A 17,174-nucleotide genomic window follows, 5' to 3' on the forward strand; every position below is an offset into this window, starting at 1 on the left:
AAATCAGACAGATGAGGTTCATCCAAAGGCCGCACCCGGCCTTTGGATCGGCCCTGCACCTCACTCGGCGATCGCGAGCTTTCCTTCCGGCTCCTGGGCCTTCTGCTCCTGTTGCCCTTGTCGCTCGAACTCCATCGCACGCGGCACCGAAAGCCATACCGCCAGCATCAGGCCAAAGGCTGCGCCGATGATCTTGCCCAGCATCAGCGGAATGATCAGGGTCGGCTGGAAGTTGGCGATGTACGCCAGGGAGTCACCCAGAATCCATGCACCGCAGCAGGTGTAGGCAATGGTCATCACCTTGTCCTTGGCCGGCATGTGCGGGATGAGGCGGAACAGCGCCAGCGGGTTCGCCGTGGTGGCGATGATGCCCGCGCTGCCGATACCGGAAAGGCCGATCTTGGCGCCCAGCGCAGTCAGCGGCTTGCTCAGGTACTTCTGGATGCAATAGACCATCGGGAAGGCGCCGGACAGCATCACGGCGATATACCCGCAGATCTCCAGGGCACGGAACTGATCCTTCTCGTCGGCGATGATCGGGTCGAAACCCCAGGCGCCGAAGAGCGTGCCAAAGGCGCCGGTGAAGTACTCGATGATCGACATGGCCAGCACCAGCTTCATGCCGGCATCCGCCACGCGACCGAAGGCCATGAAGCCCTTGATCATCGCATTGGGGAACAGGCGAAGGCCGACGGCCAGGAAGCCGACGATGACCAGCAGCGGCACCAGGTTGGCGGCTACCGCGGCAACTTCGAAATCGAGCAGGTAGTCCGCTTCCGCCGTGGTGGAGATCGTGCTGCGGATCAGCGGCTCGAACAGGTCGATCAGACCGAGAACCGCGACCAGGCCGATCGGGATCGAAATGATGCCCGCCATCATCCCCAGGGCCAGGTACTTGTGCTCGGACTTGGGCAGCAACGCCAATGCCACGGGGATGGTGAAGACGATGTGTGGGCCGAGCAGGAAGCCATTGATCGAGGCCATGATCCAGGACTCGTTGTTGGCCGCCAGGGCATGGGTCAACTGATAGCCACCCATGTCGATCGACATGATCGAGGTCGCCGCCATGGCCGGGTCGGCACCCACCGCGCCGAACAGCGGGCCTGCCGACTTCTCGACCAGGATAGTGAGGTAAGGCACCGCCGCCATCACCCCGGCAATTGGAATGAACAGCTGGCCGATGGTGTGGATGCCGGCCACGAACTCGGCACCGAGCCCCTGGCGATCATCGCGTATGGCGGCAATCGCCCCGATTGCGACAAAGAACATGATCACGTAGATCACGTAGTTCCCTAACTCTTCCATCTTCTCAGCACCTCTTTAGTTATTGTTGTTCAACGCACGCACTCGCCACACCAGCGCCCCGTTCGATCCCCTACGGGCACATCTGCGCCGGTGGACGTGCAAATGAGTGGTTCACGGAGCGCGCCACCTTTCGCCCTCCCTTTCACGTCAGGGGCAGCGCCTTGCGCGGCCCCGTCCAGATCGTTTCAGTCCATGGTCATCAAGCTGGCATTGCCGCCGGCAGCCGTGGTGTTGATGCTTACGGAGCGTTCGAAGACCAAGCGTTCCAGAGGAACGTCGAGGCATCCGGGCGCCATTGCCGTGACGGAGATGATTGCGCGGTAGTGCTCCAGCACCGACCTGGCCAGGGCCGCGGCAGCGCTGCTGGAGCCGTGGAACAGCACGGCATCGACGGACTCGTGCTGCCAGCTTTGCACCACCCGCACGCGGCTACTCAGGAAATGTGGCAAGCGGGCGATCGCCCCGGCATGTCGCCCTTCGACGACAGCGGCACCGCCCACGGCAACGACGGCCGCCAGTTGCACGAAGAGATCCTCCTCCTCGTCGGCGATGCACAGCACCGCGTCACGCGGGTGCACCGTGTACAGGTTGCGCTCACCCGTCGGCCCCGGCAGCGTGCAGGTCACCCCGCTCGGCGTCGCCTGGGCGAAACGGGAACACGCCAGGGCCAGGCCGTTGCGACGGCTGGACGTTGCCCAGGCACCCAGCTCCAGCAGGTCATCCTGCATCGCGGTACGGATGCAGGCGTCGCTGGACAGCGCGACATCCGCTGACTCCAGTGCCGCAACGATGGCGCCACGGGGGTAGCGAGACAGCAGGCGATAGGTATACAGCGGGCCGCCGGCCTTGGGCCCGGTGCCGGACAGGCCTTCGCCGCCGAAAGGTTGCACACCGACGACGGCACCGACGATATTGCGGTTCACGTAGAGGTTGCCCACCTTGGCCAGGTCGATGACCTTGGCGATGGTCTCGTCGATCCGCGTGTGCACGCCCAGGGTCAGGCCGAAACCGAGGTCATTGAGCTGGCCGATCAGGCGCGGCAGGTCCTTGCTCTTGTAGCGCACCACGTGCAGCACGGGGCCGAACACCTCCTTGGCCAGATGGGAAATATCCGGAAGCTCGATAAGCGTCGGCACGACGAAGGTGCCGTCCAGCTGGTCCACCTCGGCTTGCGCGCGGGCACGGAAGACGGGAAAGCCCTGCTCTTCCAGGCGCACGACATGCTGCAGGATATTGCCCTTGGCTTCGTCATCGATGACCGGGCCGATATCCGTCGAAAGCAGCAGCGGCGAGCCGATGGCAAGCTCGCTCATGGCGCCCTTCAGCATGTCCAGCACCGGCCCGGCGATTTCCTCCTGCAGGCACAGGACGCGCAGCGCCGAGCAGCGCTGGCCGGCACTGTCGAACGCCGATGCCACGACATCGCCGACCACCTGTTCCGGCAGGGCCGATGAGTCGACCAGCATGGCATTCTGGCCGCCGGTCTCGGCCACCAGCGGGATGAAACGTCCCTGCTGATCGACCCGACCGGCAATGCGCGCGGCAATGATCCGCGCCACCTCGGTCGAGCCGGTGAAGATCACGCCCTTGACCCGCGGATCGCCGACCAGCGCATCACCAACGACCTCGCCGCGCCCCGGCAGCAGGTGCAGGGCGGACGGCGGCACCCCGGATGCCAGGAGAATCCTCACCATCTCGCTGGCCACCAGCGGGGTTTGCTCGGCGGGCTTGGCCAGCACCGTGTTGCCTGCGGCCAAGGCCGCCGCTATCTGACCGGTGAAGATGGCCAGGGGGAAGTTCCACGGGCTGATGCAGACGATCGGCCCCAGGGCGCTGTGAGTATCGTTCGCGAAGGAACCTTTGACCTGCAGGGCGTAGTAACGCAGGAAATCCACCGCTTCACGCACCTCGGCAATCGCGTTGGCGTAGGTCTTGCCCGCCTCCCGTACAAGCAGGCCGATCAGCAGGTGCGTACTGGCTTCCAGGCTATCTGCCGCCTGCTCGAGCACGGCGGCCCGTTTTTCCGGGTGGGTCTGCGACCATGCCTCGAAGCCGTCGACGGCAATGGCAACGGCAGCGCTGACCTGCGCCACCGAGGCCTCGGCCACATGGCCGACCACCTCGTTGCGGTTGGCCGGGTTACAGATGGCTTGCCGGGCCTCGAACAGCATCTGCCCGTCGACGATGGGCGAAGCGCTCCAGCGTCGCTCGCTGTCGAGCTGCACGTCCTGCAGCAAGCTGGCCAGGACATGCTCGTTGCTGAGGTCGAGACCGCGCGCATTGGCGCGCCGGGCAAACAGCTGCTCGGGATGCGGGATCTGCGGATGGGCCAGGCCGCGTCCAGACTCGTGCGCCGCCGTCCTCTCGATGGTGGCCACCGGGTCTTCGATCAGCGATTCGATGGAGAGCGACTCGTCGGCCACCCGGTTGACGAACGAGGTATTCGCCCCGTTCTCCAGCAGGCGTCGGACCAGGTAGGCCAGCAGGGTTTCATGGCTGCCCACCGGCGCATAGATACGGCACGGACGGTTCAACTTGCCATCGGCAATGGCGCCGACGACCTGGCGATAGAGCGGCTCGCCCATCCCGTGCAGGCATTGGAACTCGTACTGCCCAGGCTGGTAGTTCTTGCCAGCCATCTGGTAGACGGCAGACAGGGTGTGCGCATTGTGGGTGGCGAACTGCGGGTAGAAGGCCTCCGGAGCGGCCAGCAATTTCTTCGCGCACACCAGGTACGCCAGGTCGGTGTGCGACTTGCGGGTGTAGACCGGGTAGCCATCCAGGCCATCGACCTGGGCCCGCTTGATCTCGCTGTCCCAGTACGCGCCCTTGACCAGGCGAATCATCAGGCGGTGGGCACTGCGTTGCGCCAGGTCCTGGAGATAGTCGATCACATACGGGCAACGCTTCTGATAGGCCTGGATGACGAAGCCGATGCCATTCCAGCCAGCCAGGTCCTCGTCGAAGCAGAGCCGCTCCAGCAGGTCGAGGGATATCTCCAGGCGATCCGCTTCCTCGGCATCGATGTTCAGGCCGATGTCGTAGTGGCGGGCGAGCACGGCCAGGTGTTTGAGGCGGGCGTACAGTTCGGTCTGCACCCTGTCGATCTTCGCCCGGCTGTAACGCGGGTGCAGCGCCGACAGCTTGATCGAGATGCCGGGGCCTTCGTAGATGCCGCGCCCCTGGGAGGCTTTGCCGATGGCGTGGATCGCATGCTCATAGGACGCCATGTAGCGGCGCGCATCCGCATCCGTCAGCGCCGCCTCGCCCAGCATGTCATAGGAATAGCGGAACCCCTCCTTCTCCAGGCGCTGCGCATGGGTCAGCGCCTCGGCGATGGTTTCGCCGGTGACGAACTGCCCACCCATGACCTGCATGGCCATGCTCACACCCTTGCGAATCAGTGGTTCGCCACCCTTGGCGATCAGCCGGGTCAGCACCGCGGCCAGCCCCGTCTCATTGCGGGTGGACGTAAGGCGACCGGTAATCAGCAAGCCCCAGGAGGCTGCGTTGACGAACAGCGAGGCGCCGCTGCCAACATGCAGCTGCCAGTTGCCGGCAGCCACCTTGTCACGAATGAGCGCGTCACGCGTATGGCTGTCCGGAATGCGCAGCAAGGCTTCTGCCAGGCACATCAACGCCACACCTTCGCGTGACGAGAGGGAAAACTCCTGCAACAGCTCCTGTACCACCCCGGCCTTGATGCCGGACGCCTTCGCGCCACGCAGGGCACTGGCAATGCGATGGGCCAGGGCCTGGGTGTCCTTTTCCTGGGTGCGCAGACTGGCCACTTCTCCCATCAGGCGCTCCACCGTCGCCTGCTCGTCTTGCCGATACGCCATCGTGATCGCATGACGCAGGGGCGTCTGCACGGTCAATCGCCCAGCGTCGATCGACATCGCGATACCCTCGGAGACGGGAGAATCAAATCCACTAATCAATTTGCAAACCTCAGACAGACCAAACGCTTGATAGGTGCTCATCGTCATCCGGCCACGTCGTTCTGCGCGGTCAAGGCGCCTGGCAGGGCGCAGCCGGAAACGGCATGAATACAACCTACTCCCGAACGCCGCGAGGCACGTATCCAGAATCGGCAAGCACCACCAGATCCCGCCAGATGGGGCTTTCAGCGGCTGGAAGAGGCAGACGGGCAGCACCAAGCGGTTGCCGATAATGGCTAAGCGCTTCAAGGCAGCACTTGTATAAAGAGGCGTCTCAATTACCTCTCGGCAGTGCCCCCCATGACTAAGAAATCCCTGGTTAAACTTCCCAGCAGCGCCACCATCGATGACATCCTCGAGTGCTTCGAACGAGACGGAGGCTGCATCGTCGAGAACATGCTCAAACCGTCCACGGTGGACGGCATCTGGGCGGACCTGCGCGCGGAGTTCGATGCCACGCCCAATGGCGAAGGGTTCTTCGTCGGCAACCAGACCCGGCGCCTGTCGGGCCTGTTCAATCGCTCCCTGCACATGCAGGAGCTGATCACCCAGCCGCAGTTCTATGGCGCCGCCGAGAAGTGGCTCTGCAAGCCGTTCAAGTACTGGCTGAACCAGGAGTCGTTCGAAGCCACTCCCGTCCTGCAGATGTCCCTGACCCAGGCGATCATGATCATGCCGGGCCAGGGCCTGCAGCCGCTGCACCGTGACGACATCGCCCACCACCGCCGCCACCCCGGCCCGGACAGCCAGGTGCAGATCCTCTACGCCATGAGCGAATACACCGAGGCCAACGGCGCCACCCGTGTGATCCCCGGCAGCCACAAATGGGACGATGACCGCGCGCCGCGTGCCGAAGAGTCCGTGCCTGCGGAAATGAACCCCGGCGATGGCCTGCTCTACCTCGGCTCCACCTATCACGGTGGCGGGCAGAACGTGACCAAGGACAAACCGCGCACGGCAATCGCCACGACCCTGGTCCTGGGCTACCTGCGCCAGGAAGAGAACCAGTACATCGCCGTGCCGCGCGAGCGCGTTCGCCAGTTCCCCGAACACGTACAGCGCCTGCTCGGCTGGGGCACCAACCCGCCCTTCTGTGGCTGGATCGAAATGCGCGACCCCAACTACCTGGTCTCGTCGGACACCCTGAATACCAAAGCCGAAGACATCCTGTGAACCCGATGAGAGCGCACCGATGAGACGCGATATTTCCTTCAGCACGCAGGACGGCCTGACGCTGGCCGGCTGGCTGTACCTGCCGGACAACACCGACGCCCGCCACCCGGCCATCGTCATGGCCCACGGTTTCAGCGCGGTCAAGGAGCAATACCTGGACAAGTACGGCGAGGCCTTCGCCCAGGCCGGCTTTGCCGTGCTGATCTACGACAACCGCAACTTCGGCGCGAGTGAAGGCCTGCCGCGCCAGGAGGTCGACCCGCTGCTGCAGATCCGCGACTACCGCGATGCGATCAGCTTCGCCATGACCCTGCCAGCGATCGACCCGCAACGCATCGGCGTCTGGGGCTCCAGCTACAGTGGCGGCCACGTGCTCCAGGTCGGCGCGTTCGACCGCCGGGTGAAATGCGTGGTCGCCCAGGTGCCGGACATCAGCGGCTCCATGGACCTGCGCCTGGCCGTGCGCCCGGACCTGCTGCCCGACATGTTCGCGGCGTTCAACGCAGACCGCGCGGCCCGTTACGCCGGCGCGGCGCCAGAGCTGGTCGAAGTGGTCAACCAAGACCCGAAAAGCGACTGCGCCCTGCCGGGCCAGGATTCCTACGACTTCTTCATGGGCAGCCACCTGGAACGCGCGCCCGCCTGGCGCAACGAAGTGACCCTGAAAAGCATCGAGCTGCTCAACGAGTACGAGCCCGGTGACGAGATCGCCCGCATCAGCCCCACGCCCCTGCTGATGCTGGTGGCCCGGCATGACACCCTGACCGTGACCGACCTGGCGCTCAAGGCCTACGAGAAAGCCCTGCAGCCCAAGCGCCTGGAACTGCTCGACGGTGGCCACTTCACCCCCTACCTGGACGGTTTCACCGCCTCCTCCGCGCATGCCATCGACTGGTTCAGGCAGCACCTGTAACCCCTTCACGCCCGGCCGGCAGCCGCACCTGCGCTGCCGGCCAGCACGCCTGTTCCTGCCCATCCGCTGCGTGCCATTTCCCAGTATTGCCGCGCCATTCATCGCCCGTTGCGGCAAGGAAAAAACCGGCTTGCCAATTCCGGATAGGGCGCATTTTCAACGGGTGTTAGCTTCGACTGCATCAGAAATGGTTCTGACCTGATTACGAGGCCTGATGATGCACGTACAAAAAAACCAGGATGCATACGTCCAAGTGAACGAGGTGGCGTGGCAAGACTTCCCCGCCGATTTCCACAGCGGTGGCGTGAAGTGGAAGCTGCTCCACGTCTCCCCCGACTTCGGCATCTGGACCGTTCTGTTCTTCTGCCCGAAGGACTCCACCCTGGCGCCGCACATCCACCACGGCCCGGCCGAGGGTTATGTCTTCGACGGCATCCTCGAACTACGTGGCGGCCCGGAACAAGGCGGCGCGCTGTGCATCAAGGATGGATTCCTCTACGAAGCCACCGGTGCCGAACACGACGCCACCAAGATGCTGGCCGATACCACGTTCATCCTGCAGATGGTCGGCCCGCTGACCTGGATTCTCGAGGACGGCCGCCAGGTCAACCAGACCTGGACTGACGCTCAAGACCTGTGGAACCAGCAGACTCACTGAGCCCCGGCCCCTGCTCTTCTGTTGCCGGGAGAGCCCCACCGATTACCAGGAATGATGAATCATGAGCGTTCTGTTCGTACTCACCTCCCACGAAACGCTGGGTGACACCGGACGAGAAACCGGCCTGTGGCTGGAAGAATTTCTCGTGCCCTATTTCAAGATCGTCGACGCGGGGAAAGCCGTTGTGCTGGCCTCGCCCAAGGGCGGTACAGCACCGATAGACCCCGCCTCCATCGAGGCTTTCAAGGCGTCGCCGGTCTACGCCCGCTTCCTCGCTGACCAGGTGCTGCAGAACGCCTTGTCCCGTACGGTGAAGCTTGCCGACGTCGATGCCAGCAGTGTGTCGGCCGTGATCTACCCGGGCGGCCACGGCCCGCTCTGGGACCTGCGCGACAACCCGGCATCGATTGCCCTCATCCGCTCGCTGCTCGACCAGCAAAAGCCGGTCGCCACCATCTGCCACGCGGGCTGCGCCCTGCTGGACGTCAAGAACCCAGACGGCAGCCCACTGGTGAAAGGCCGCGCGGTCACCGCCTTCAGCGACAGCGAAGAAGCCGCCGTGGCCATGGAAAACCATGTGCCCTACCTGGTGGAAACCGAGCTGAAGCAACTCGGTGCCGTTTATAGCAAAGCGGCTGACTGGGCCGACCACAGCGTTCAGGACGGCCTGCTCATCACCGGGCAGAACCCCGCCTCGTCCGCTGCCGTCGCCGACAAGGTCCTGGCGCTGCTCCACTGAGCACGAAGGCACACATGCGCCTCGCAGCGCCAGCCGCCCCCGACGTGTGCGGGGACGGCAGTGCCAGCAAGGCGCTCTTGGCGAACAACGCGCTCACGCGCACCGGTGGAGTACCGCAGCATGACCCCTGACACCCGTAACCCCCCTCAACGTCCAACGGTCGTGATCACCGGCGCGGCGTCCGGGATTGGCCAGGCGACCGCCGTGATCTTCGCCCAGCGCGGCTATGCGGTGCTCGGCTGCGATCTCGACCGACAAGGCCTGGAAGCGACAGCCGCCCGGGTCCAGCCCTACTCGACCTTCCACTCGGTGACCACCGATGTGACCGATGAAGAGCAGGTCAGCGCACTCTTCAGCGAAGCCCGGCAGCGTTTCACCCACCTCTCGGCAGTCGTCTCCTGCGCGGGCGTGGCACGCACGGGCAAGGTTCATGAAGCACCCCGGCGCGACTGGGACATGCAGATCGCCGTGAACCTCACCGGCACCTACCTGCTGGCGAAGTACGCCATGCAAACGTTCATCGAACAGCAAGCAGGCGCCTTCGTGGCAGTCAGCTCCGATGCCGGCGTGCGGGGCGCCTCCGGGTATGCCGCATACTGTGCCTCCAAGCATGGGGTTATCGGCCTGGTGCGCTGCCTGGCCCTGGACTATGGGCAACAGGGCATCCGGGCCAATGCCGTTTGCCCGGGCTTCGTGCAGACCCCGATGATGGATGAGCTGTTTTCGGCATCAGCCGATCCACAGGCCGAGATGCAGGCCTACATGAAAGAAGTGCCCAACGGTCGGTTTGCCGACCCACTGGAAGTCGGCAAGGCCATATTCCACCTGTGCTCGGAGGACGCCAGCTACACCAACGGCGCGGTGTACAACATCGATGGTGGGGTGACCGCCGGGCACCTGTGAGAACACCGCGCGATGCGCCGTGTCACAGGGCCGAATCGGACAGCCGGCGCCTAACACGCGCAGCCATTGGCGTTACCATGTGGACCGCGAACAGGCGCGCTACAACAGCAGGACGCAAGGCATTACGAGCGCACGGAAAACCCAGGATCAATGCTTTTCATGCCATCAGTTTTTCGACATAAAACCTACAAGAACCAATAAAAGAAGAGCAGCGCCATAACACCGGATAAAAACCCCGCCGCGCTGCGGCAAACCGGATGCTATCGCCCAGCCTGACGAGCCTGAATCATGACCCCAATGGCCCCGTGCACAGAGAACCGCTTCCGCTACTCGTTCTCGAGCGACATATTCGAACACGCCAACAGCCTCGACGAGTGGGTTGATAACCGCTATCACCAGCTCGAGCGCAAGGCCAATTTCCAGGGCTCGATTCTCGACTACTCCTTTCGCGACAAGGTGCGGATCACCAAGGAAACCATCGACACCCCCTTGATCGAGCAGATCGGCAGGGTGCCTGCGGACAAGGTGCTGTTCCTCAACATCCAGTCCGACAGCGACATCCTGCTCAACGGCAGGTTCGTCAACTCCGGCACCTTTCACGTGTCCTCCGGCAGACCGATTCATGCCGTGGCCCGAAGCCCTATCCGCTGCTTCATCGTCACCATCGACAAGGACTACTTCTTCGAGAACATGGCGCCGGAATCCAAGATCATTTCCAGCCGCCTTCCGTTCGAAACGTACATCACACCTGCCAACGGCTCGGTCATCGATTTCGAGCACTTCGCCTCGGAACACTTCGTTGAAGGCAACATCGGTTTCTCGAACGACAGCCATATCCAGCACAGTTTCGACAAAGTCGTTGGCTCCATCTCCGAAATCATGCTGGCAAGCAATGACGGCGCCCATGTTCACGCCGCACTGTCGCAAACTACGCGCGCCTATATTGTCGACAAGAGTTGCGAGTTCTTCTTCAACAACTTCGACAATCAGGAACTTGGTGTTCTTGAACTGTGCAATCACCTTCGCGTCAGCCGGCGCACGTTGCAATACAGTTTCGAATCGATACTGGGTATTTCCCCATCCAATTACATTCGCAATGTCCGGCTCAATGTAGCCAGGAAAATCTTGCTCCTCTCCCCGCTCGACAAGATCCAGGGCGCCGCGCTGGGCGCTGGTTTCAGCCACCTCGGGCGTTTCTCCAAGTATTACCATGACTTCTATGGTGAACTGCCGTCGCAAACACTCGGCCGCCAATTGAAGAGTCTGTAATTCGTCGACGTCGTATTTCCTGACAACCGCCAGGATAAGTGTCGCCATTACGCCTGCCTCCATCCGGCACCCAGTTGCCGAATACGGATATCCCGCCTGACAGCGCTGCGATAACGTTTACCTGCCATGGATACATTCGAAGCACGCCAACTTTCCACGCGGAATAATTGGCGCCTGGCTACTCACCTATAACTTATATTCCTTGCGGGATTCCATAATGAAAAAAATAACTTCCAGAGCAAGTCTGGTGGCCGGCCTTGTTGCGGCCTCCACTGTCCAGGCCATCGAACTCAACGACAACCTGTCCCTCCTGATCGATGTGGAAGTGGTGTCGGATTATCGCTCTCGCGGCCAGTCGCAAACCCTCGGTGATCCGGCCCTGCAGGCAGGTGCCACGCTGTTCCATTCCTCCGGCCTCTACGTCATGGTCTGGACATCGAATCTCGACTTCGGCAATGGCCTGAAGACCCGTCAGGAACTCGATTACCTGGGCGGCTACCTCTGGCAGATCAACGATGACATCAGCCTGGATGTTGGCCACGCCAAGTACACCTATCCACGCTCCTCGCAGCTGAACTACAACGAAACCTACGCGGTATTGAGCGCCTATGGTTTCAAGGCCGCCACGCAGTACGCCGACAACTACGAGGGCAATCAGTCCTACCTGTGGAACTGGGTCGGCTACGACACCAAACTGCCCTACGACATCGACGTGAGCCTCCACTACGGCGTGGTGGACTACAAGGACGATGTGCTGGTCTCCAACAGCGGCAAGACGCGCCAGCGCTACGACGAGTGGGTCGCCAAGATCAGCAAGGACTTCATCGGCGCCACCTGGTCCCTGAGCTACGTGGACACCGACATCTCGAAAGCCGAGTGCAGCAACCTGATGGGCTATGACGACCTGTGCTCTGCCACCCTCGTGGCCGGCGTCAAGAAGAGCTTCTGACACCTGCTGATAGGCGCCTTGCAGGTCACGCAGCCGTCACCTGCGCAGCTGCCCCAAGCAAAAAAGCGCGGTCACCAGGACGGTGCCGCGCAACGCTCAATCGTCGGTACCAGGCTTTCGTCCAGTTATCAGAATTGCTCCGCGTCCAGGCCGAACAACGGCTCGCTGCCGGCACGGATACTCGCCTCCAGGCCCAGAATGCGCGGTAGCAGGCGGCGGAAGTAGAAATCCGCGGTGGCCAGCTTGGCGCCATAGAACGCCTCGTCTTCACTGCGTTTGCTCGCCGCTACCTGAGCCATGCGCGACCACAGCCAGGCATAGGCGACGTAGCCGAACAGGTGCAGGAACTCCACCGAGGCGGCGCCGACTTCGTTGGGGTTGCCCGTGGCCTGCTGCAACAGCCAGTCGGTGGTGTTTTCCAGGCGCTGCACGGCGTCCAGCAACGCGTCGCGATGGGGCACGTCCGCCGTGGCGAAAGCGCGGATCTCGCCAGTGAACTGGCGCAGCGCGGCGCCGCCATTGGCCACCACCTTGCGCCCGAGCAGGTCGAGTGCCTGGATGCCGTTGGTGCCTTCGTAGATCTGCGCGATGCGCACGTCGCGCACCAGTTGCTCCTGGCCCCACTCGCGGATGTAGCCGTGGCCGCCGAACACCTGCTGGCCATGCACGGTGCTTTCCAGACCGCTGTCGGTGAAGAACGCCTTGGCCACCGGGGTGAGCAGCGCCACCAGGTTCTCGGCGGCCTGTTTCTCGGTGGCGTCCTCGCTGAACTTGCTCAGGTCGAGCTGCTGGCCCACATAGCTGGCGAAGGCGCGGCCGCCTTCGGTCATGGCCTTGATGGTCAGCAGCATGCGCCGCACGTCCGGGTGCACGATGATCGGGTCAGCTAGCTTGTCCCTGGCCTGCGGGCCGCTCGGCGCACGGCTCTGGATACGCTCGCGGGCGTAGGCCACGGCGCACTGGTAGGACGCCTCGGCGCAACCGATGCCCTGGATGCCAATGGACAGGCGCTCGTAGTTCATCATGGTGAACATCGCCGCCAAGCCCTTGTTCTCCTCGCCGATCAGGTAGCCTTCGGCGCCATCGAAGTTCATCACGCAGGTGGCCGAGGCCTTGATGCCCATCTTGTGTTCGATGGAACCGCAGCTCACGGCATTGCTGGCGCCCAGCGAGCCATCGGCGTTGACCTTGATCTTCGGCACCAGGAACAGCGAGATGCCTTTCGGCCCGGCCGGGGCATCCGGCAGTTTGGCCAGCACCAGATGGATGATGTTCTCGGTCAGGTCCTGTTCGCCGCCGGTGATGAAGATCTTGCTGCCGCTGATGCTGTAGCTGCCGTTGGCCTGCGGTTCGGCGCGGGTGCGGATGATGCCCAGGTCAGTGCCGGCATGGGCCTCGGTCAGGCACATGGAGCCGGCCCAGCGGCCTTCGTACATGGGCGGCAGGTAGGTGCGTTTCAGTGCTTCACTGGCATGGGCGTCGATGGCGAGGCAGGCGCCAGAACTCAGCGCGGAATACAGGGCGAAGCTGGAGCCGGCGGCGTAGAGCATTTCCTCGAACTGCACGGCAAGCATCTTGGGCATGCCCATGCCGCCGTATTGCGGATTGCCGGAGAGGCCGACCCAGCCGCCTTCGATATAGGTGGCGTAGGCCTGCTTGAACCCGGCCGGGGTGCTGACGGCGCCGTTGACCCACTGTGCGCCTTCCTCGTCACCGCTGCGGTTGAGCGGAGCGATCAGGCCGCCGGTGACCTTGGCCGCCTCCTCCAGAATGGCGTCGGCGGTCTCGGCGTCGACGGTCTCGGCCAGGGCCGGCAGGCGGGCCCACAGGCTCGGTGCATCGAACACCTCGTGGAGAACGAAGCGCAGGTCGCGCAGGGGAGCGTTGTATTCGGGCATAACGGACTACTCGTAATGGTTCGCGTACAGGACGCGAAGGGTGAGAGGGCCTAACCGGTCGCCTTGCCAGCGCCGGCACCGCGTACGGCGACGGCCTCGATTTCGAACATCAGCTCGGGCAACGCCAGCGCACTGACTTCAACGATACTGTCCGCCGGATAGGGCGGACGGAAAAACCGACGACGCAGCGCCACGACCTCGGGGAAATGGCGCATGTCGGTGAGGAACAGCGTGACCTTGACCACGTCATCCAGGCTGGAGCCACCGGCCTTGAGCACCTGCTCCAGGTTGGCAAAAGCGCACTCGGCCTGGCGCAGGAAATCCCCGGCCCCGACCACCGCGCCCTGGGCGTCCATGGCGGCCTGGCCCGAGACGAAAAACCAGTCCCCCACCGTAATTGCCTGGGACAGGGCAAAGGGCTCGAAGGGGTCCGGCTCGGTGCGTACCCGTTGCATGGCCTGCACAGGCTGCTGCATGACGTACTCCTGATGAAAAGTGGATTCAATCCGCCGTGATGCGCAGCACCACTTTGCCGACGTGCTGCCCCGACTGCAGGTGCGCCAGCGCCCCGGGCAGGTCGAGCCAGTCGTGCACGCTGTCGATCAGCGGACGCAGGCCGCTGGCCTCGATGGCGCGGTTCATGGCGTCGAACGACTGCCGCGGGCCGACGGCGATGCCGCGAACCCGGGCATTGCGCTGCAGGATCAGCAGCGGGTTGATCTCGCCCTGCTGGCCGCCCAGGTAGCCGATCACGTTGACCTGCCCGCTCGGATGCAGGGACAGCAGGGACTGGGCGAAACTGTTCGGACCGCCCACCTCGAGCACATGGTCGACGCCATAGCCGGCGGTAATGGTCATGACCTCTGTATGCCAGTCGGGCGTGCGGCGGTAGTTGATCAGCCCGGTCGCGCCCAGCTCAGCCAGGCGCTGCAGCCTGGCATCCTGGCTGGAGCTGACGATCACCCGCGCCCCGTGCAGCAAGGCGAATTGCAGGGCGAACAGCGAGACCCCGCCCGTGCCTTGCAGCAACACCCAGTCACCGGCCTTCAACTGACCTTCGACCACCAGCGCCTGCCAGGCCGTCAATGCGGCGCAGGGCAAGGTCGCCGCCTCTTCCCAGGACAGGTGTGCGGGGCATGGCACCACGCCGCGCTCATCGAGTAGCACGTATTCGCTGAGCATGCCGTCGAGCGGGCCACCCAAGGGCAGCGCGCCCTTGCTGTCGCCCAGGCGTCCGGCCTCCCAGCCTTGCCAGAAACAGCCGATGACCCGCTCACCCGGCGAGAAACGCGTCACCGCCGCCCCCACCTCGACCACTTCACCGGCGCCATCGGAAAGCAGGGTGAACGCCTGCTGCGGCTGGCCCTGGTAGGTGCCGGTGGCCATCTCCAGATCACGGTAATTCAGGGCCGCCGCGTGCACCTTGATCAACAGTTGATGCGGGCCGGGCGTCGGGCGCGGCACGTCGATCAATCGCAGCGCCGCGAAACCGAACGGCGGTGTAGCCTGCCAGGCTTTCATGCGTTGCCCTCCCCGCTCTGCAGGCGCTTGAGGCGTCGCCACAGGGTGGTCTGGCTGATGCCCAGGTACTCGGCGGCCATGCTCTTGTTGCCGCCGAACAGTTGCAGCGCCTTGACGATTTCCTCCTGCTCGACGTGATGCAGGTGACCACCGTTCTCGCCCTCGCTGAGCGGCGCATACAGCTCCGGCACCACCCGCGGCAGCGCGTCGAGCAGCGCCTCGCAACTGCCGTACAGGCGCTGCGAGACGATCAGCCGCTCCACCACGTTCTCCAGCTGGCGCACGTTGCCCGGCCAGTGGTAGCGGCGGAATACCGGGGCCACGCCCTTGATCAGCGCGTCCGGCTCCACTTCGAGGGCGTAGCGCAGGCCTTCGCGGCGCATCAGGTAGCTGGTCAGCAACGGGATGTCCTCGGCCCGCTCGCGCAGCGGCGGGATGTGCACGGCAAAGGTGCTGATGCGGTAGTACAGGTCTTCACGGAAACGCCCGGCGCGCACTTCGTCCATCAGGTCGACGTTGCAGGCCGCGACGAACTTGATGTTCAGCGAGATCGGCCGGCGCGCACCCACCGGGCTCACCTCGCGCTCCTGCAGCACACGCAGCAGCTTGGCCTGCTGCGGCAGGGGCAGCGAGTTGATTTCGTCCATGAAGAAGGTGCCGTTGTTGGCACTCTCCAGCAGGCCGGACTTGCCGCCGCTCTTGGCACTGGTGAACGCGCCCTCGGCATAGCCGAACAGTTCCGACTCGAACAGCTCGGCCGGGATCGCCGCGCAGTTGATCGCCACGAACGGTCCCTTGGCGTTGGCGCTGGAGACGTGCACCTGGCGCGCCGCCAGCTCCTTGCCGGTACCGGTTTCGCCACGGATCAGCACGGTACCGGGCGTTGCGCCGTACACGCTCAACTGGTTCTGCACTTCCGCCATGCGGCTGGACTGGAACACCAGGCGCCGGCTGTCGTCCTGGGGTAAGGCCAGCGGGCTGAGCTGGAAACTGTAGAGAAAGCCGACCAGCTCGCCGTCGAGCTCGAACGGCTGCTTGTTCAGGCTGCACAGGCGGTCGCCCAGCAGCAGGCCTTCGGCGCGCAGGTTCTGCGCCTCGAGCATCTTGCTGTCGAGCACGCCGTCCAGGCGCCGGCGTCGGCCGATGGTAGGGATCAGCGTGCTGGCCGCCGCGTTCCACGCCACCACCCCGCCGCTGCGGTTGGTGAGAATCTGCGGTTGCTGGTTCTGCTCCAGCAGGAACTGGCCGATGGCCATCTGCTGCTGCTCGCGCTTGTGCTGGCCGGCCTGGCGAATCGCCTTGCGCAGCAGGTTACGGCACGACTCGCGCGAGTACAGCAGCACCGACTGTAGCCCGGCATGCTCGGCCAGGTCACAGGCGTAGCTGGAGCCAATGACCACGCCAAAGCCCTCGTTGCGCACGCTGTGGAAGATCTCCTTGGCGTGCTCGGCGGTGCTGTAGGTGTGGTGGGTCAGCTCGACACCATCGAACAGGCTGAGCAGTTCGACGTTGGTTTCCTGCCGCTCGTAGCTGAGCAGCAGGATCTTCGAGGAGATGCGCCGCGCGGTGAGCACCGCCTGGATCAGGTCGGCCTGCTCCACCTTCAGCGCCAGCACCGGGATCGGCAGCGTATCTTGCAGATAGAAGGCGTTGGCCCCGGCGCTGATGAAGATATCCACCTGCTGCCGTTCGATCAGGTCACGCGCGGCCTTGACCGCATCGTTGAAGATATTGTCGATGATGGTGATGCTGGCCAGCGCCTCGAACTCCGGAATCAGGCTATGCACCACCTGGCTCAGTTTCGAGTTGCCGATCAGGCAGATCCTGACACGGTCGAGTTCCGCGTTGGCGAATTCCACGGCTTGCTAACCCTCTTATTTTTATAATGCACGGGCCCAGCTCATA

General features: G+C 63.8%; 12 protein-coding genes and 1 pseudogene. 7 read left to right on the plus strand and 6 right to left on the minus strand.

Translation table 11 applies throughout. The features are described from left to right. Positions 1 to 60: 60 nt before the first annotated feature. Positions 61 to 1,305 (minus strand): ethanolamine utilization protein EutH, encoded by a 1,245-nt coding sequence (locus ACWPW0_RS19345; protein WP_447594171.1) that lies wholly within the window; start codon positions 1,303 to 1,305, stop codon positions 61 to 63. A gap of 185 nt (positions 1,306 to 1,490) precedes the next feature. Beyond that, positions 1,491 to 5,174, minus strand: a pseudogene (gene putA, locus ACWPW0_RS19350) (trifunctional transcriptional regulator/proline dehydrogenase/L-glutamate gamma-semialdehyde dehydrogenase); the annotation flags it as partial. 372 nt (positions 5,175 to 5,546) lie between these two features. On the opposite strand from putA, the gene ACWPW0_RS19355 reads away from it, so the two are divergent. The 7 genes from ACWPW0_RS19355 to ACWPW0_RS19385 all read left to right on the plus strand — a co-directional run bounded on the left by ACWPW0_RS19355 (position 5,547) and on the right by ACWPW0_RS19385 (position 11,850). Continuing rightward, positions 5,547 to 6,419 carry a phytanoyl-CoA dioxygenase family protein gene (locus ACWPW0_RS19355; RefSeq protein WP_447594173.1) on the plus strand — a complete coding sequence of 291 codons (873 nt, stop codon included), beginning with the start codon at positions 5,547 to 5,549 and terminating at the stop codon, positions 6,417 to 6,419. Between the two features lie 19 nt (positions 6,420 to 6,438). Next, entirely contained in the window at positions 6,439 to 7,332 is an 894-nt protein-coding gene (locus ACWPW0_RS19360) for an alpha/beta hydrolase (protein ID WP_454256226.1), read from the plus strand. Between the two features lie 214 nt (positions 7,333 to 7,546). Further along, positions 7,547 to 7,990, plus strand: coding sequence for a cupin domain-containing protein (locus ACWPW0_RS19365; RefSeq protein ID WP_447722273.1), 444 nt, complete (start codon positions 7,547 to 7,549; stop codon positions 7,988 to 7,990). Between the two features lie 61 nt (positions 7,991 to 8,051). Then, on the plus strand, positions 8,052 to 8,729 hold the full coding sequence (locus ACWPW0_RS19370; protein ID WP_454256227.1) for a type 1 glutamine amidotransferase domain-containing protein: 678 nt from the start codon (positions 8,052 to 8,054) through the stop codon (positions 8,727 to 8,729). A gap of 120 nt (positions 8,730 to 8,849) precedes the next feature. Continuing rightward, complete coding sequence (locus ACWPW0_RS19375) at positions 8,850 to 9,632, plus strand: SDR family NAD(P)-dependent oxidoreductase (protein WP_454256228.1); 783 nt, start codon at positions 8,850 to 8,852, stop codon at positions 9,630 to 9,632. A 288-nt stretch (positions 9,633 to 9,920) separates the two neighbouring features. Then, positions 9,921 to 10,901 (plus strand): helix-turn-helix domain-containing protein, encoded by a 981-nt coding sequence (locus tag ACWPW0_RS19380; protein WP_447594183.1) that lies wholly within the window; start codon positions 9,921 to 9,923, stop codon positions 10,899 to 10,901. 217 nt (positions 10,902 to 11,118) lie between these two features. Beyond that, positions 11,119 to 11,850 (plus strand): TorF family putative porin, encoded by a 732-nt coding sequence (locus ACWPW0_RS19385; protein ID WP_454256229.1) that lies wholly within the window; start codon positions 11,119 to 11,121, stop codon positions 11,848 to 11,850. Between the two features lie 128 nt (positions 11,851 to 11,978). Here the strand turns inward: ACWPW0_RS19385 and ACWPW0_RS19390 are convergent, their stop codons facing one another. Genes ACWPW0_RS19390 through ACWPW0_RS19405 form a run of 4 tightly spaced genes read right to left on the minus strand, consistent with a single transcriptional unit; the run spans position 11,979 to position 17,128 of the window. Further along, positions 11,979 to 13,748 (minus strand): acyl-CoA dehydrogenase C-terminal domain-containing protein, encoded by a 1,770-nt coding sequence (locus tag ACWPW0_RS19390; RefSeq protein WP_454256230.1) that lies wholly within the window; start codon positions 13,746 to 13,748, stop codon positions 11,979 to 11,981. A gap of 50 nt (positions 13,749 to 13,798) precedes the next feature. Then, on the minus strand, positions 13,799 to 14,224 hold the full coding sequence (locus tag ACWPW0_RS19395; RefSeq protein ID WP_454256231.1) for a RidA family protein: 426 nt from the start codon (positions 14,222 to 14,224) through the stop codon (positions 13,799 to 13,801). A gap of 25 nt (positions 14,225 to 14,249) precedes the next feature. Beyond that, a complete protein-coding gene (locus ACWPW0_RS19400; protein WP_454256232.1) occupies positions 14,250 to 15,269 on the minus strand; it encodes a zinc-dependent alcohol dehydrogenase family protein in 1,020 nt (339 codons plus the stop codon). Next, positions 15,266 to 17,128 carry a sigma 54-interacting transcriptional regulator gene (locus ACWPW0_RS19405; RefSeq protein WP_447594193.1) on the minus strand — a complete coding sequence of 621 codons (1,863 nt, stop codon included), beginning with the start codon at positions 17,126 to 17,128 and terminating at the stop codon, positions 15,266 to 15,268. The genes ACWPW0_RS19400 and ACWPW0_RS19405 overlap by 4 nt, the downstream gene beginning before the upstream one ends. Between the last annotated feature and the right edge of the window lie 46 nt (positions 17,129 to 17,174).

Source organism: Pseudomonas sp. Marseille-Q8238 (genome assembly GCF_965111915.1).

What these genes read in the sequence shown, in the direction of transcription:
- ACWPW0_RS19385 (WP_454256229.1), top strand. Translation starts at nt 11,119, where the DNA reads ATGAAAAAAATAACTTCCAGAGCAAGTCTGGTGGCCGGCCTTGTTGCG.
- ACWPW0_RS19355 (WP_447594173.1), top strand. Translation starts at nt 5,547, where the DNA reads ATGACTAAGAAATCCCTGGTTAAACTTCCCAGCAGCGCCACCATCGAT.
- ACWPW0_RS19375 (WP_454256228.1), top strand. Translation starts at nt 8,850, where the DNA reads ATGACCCCTGACACCCGTAACCCCCCTCAACGTCCAACGGTCGTGATC.
- ACWPW0_RS19360 (WP_454256226.1), top strand. Translation starts at nt 6,439, where the DNA reads ATGAGACGCGATATTTCCTTCAGCACGCAGGACGGCCTGACGCTGGCC.
- ACWPW0_RS19390 (WP_454256230.1), bottom strand. Translation starts at nt 13,748, where the DNA reads ATGCCCGAATACAACGCTCCCCTGCGCGACCTGCGCTTCGTTCTCCAC.
- ACWPW0_RS19400 (WP_454256232.1), bottom strand. Translation starts at nt 15,269, where the DNA reads ATGAAAGCCTGGCAGGCTACACCGCCGTTCGGTTTCGCGGCGCTGCGA.
- ACWPW0_RS19380 (WP_447594183.1), top strand. Translation starts at nt 9,921, where the DNA reads ATGACCCCAATGGCCCCGTGCACAGAGAACCGCTTCCGCTACTCGTTC.
- ACWPW0_RS19365 (WP_447722273.1), top strand. Translation starts at nt 7,547, where the DNA reads ATGATGCACGTACAAAAAAACCAGGATGCATACGTCCAAGTGAACGAG.
- ACWPW0_RS19395 (WP_454256231.1), bottom strand. Translation starts at nt 14,224, where the DNA reads ATGCAGCAGCCTGTGCAGGCCATGCAACGGGTACGCACCGAGCCGGAC.
- ACWPW0_RS19370 (WP_454256227.1), top strand. Translation starts at nt 8,052, where the DNA reads ATGAGCGTTCTGTTCGTACTCACCTCCCACGAAACGCTGGGTGACACC.
- ACWPW0_RS19345 (WP_447594171.1), bottom strand. Translation starts at nt 1,305, where the DNA reads ATGGAAGAGTTAGGGAACTACGTGATCTACGTGATCATGTTCTTTGTC.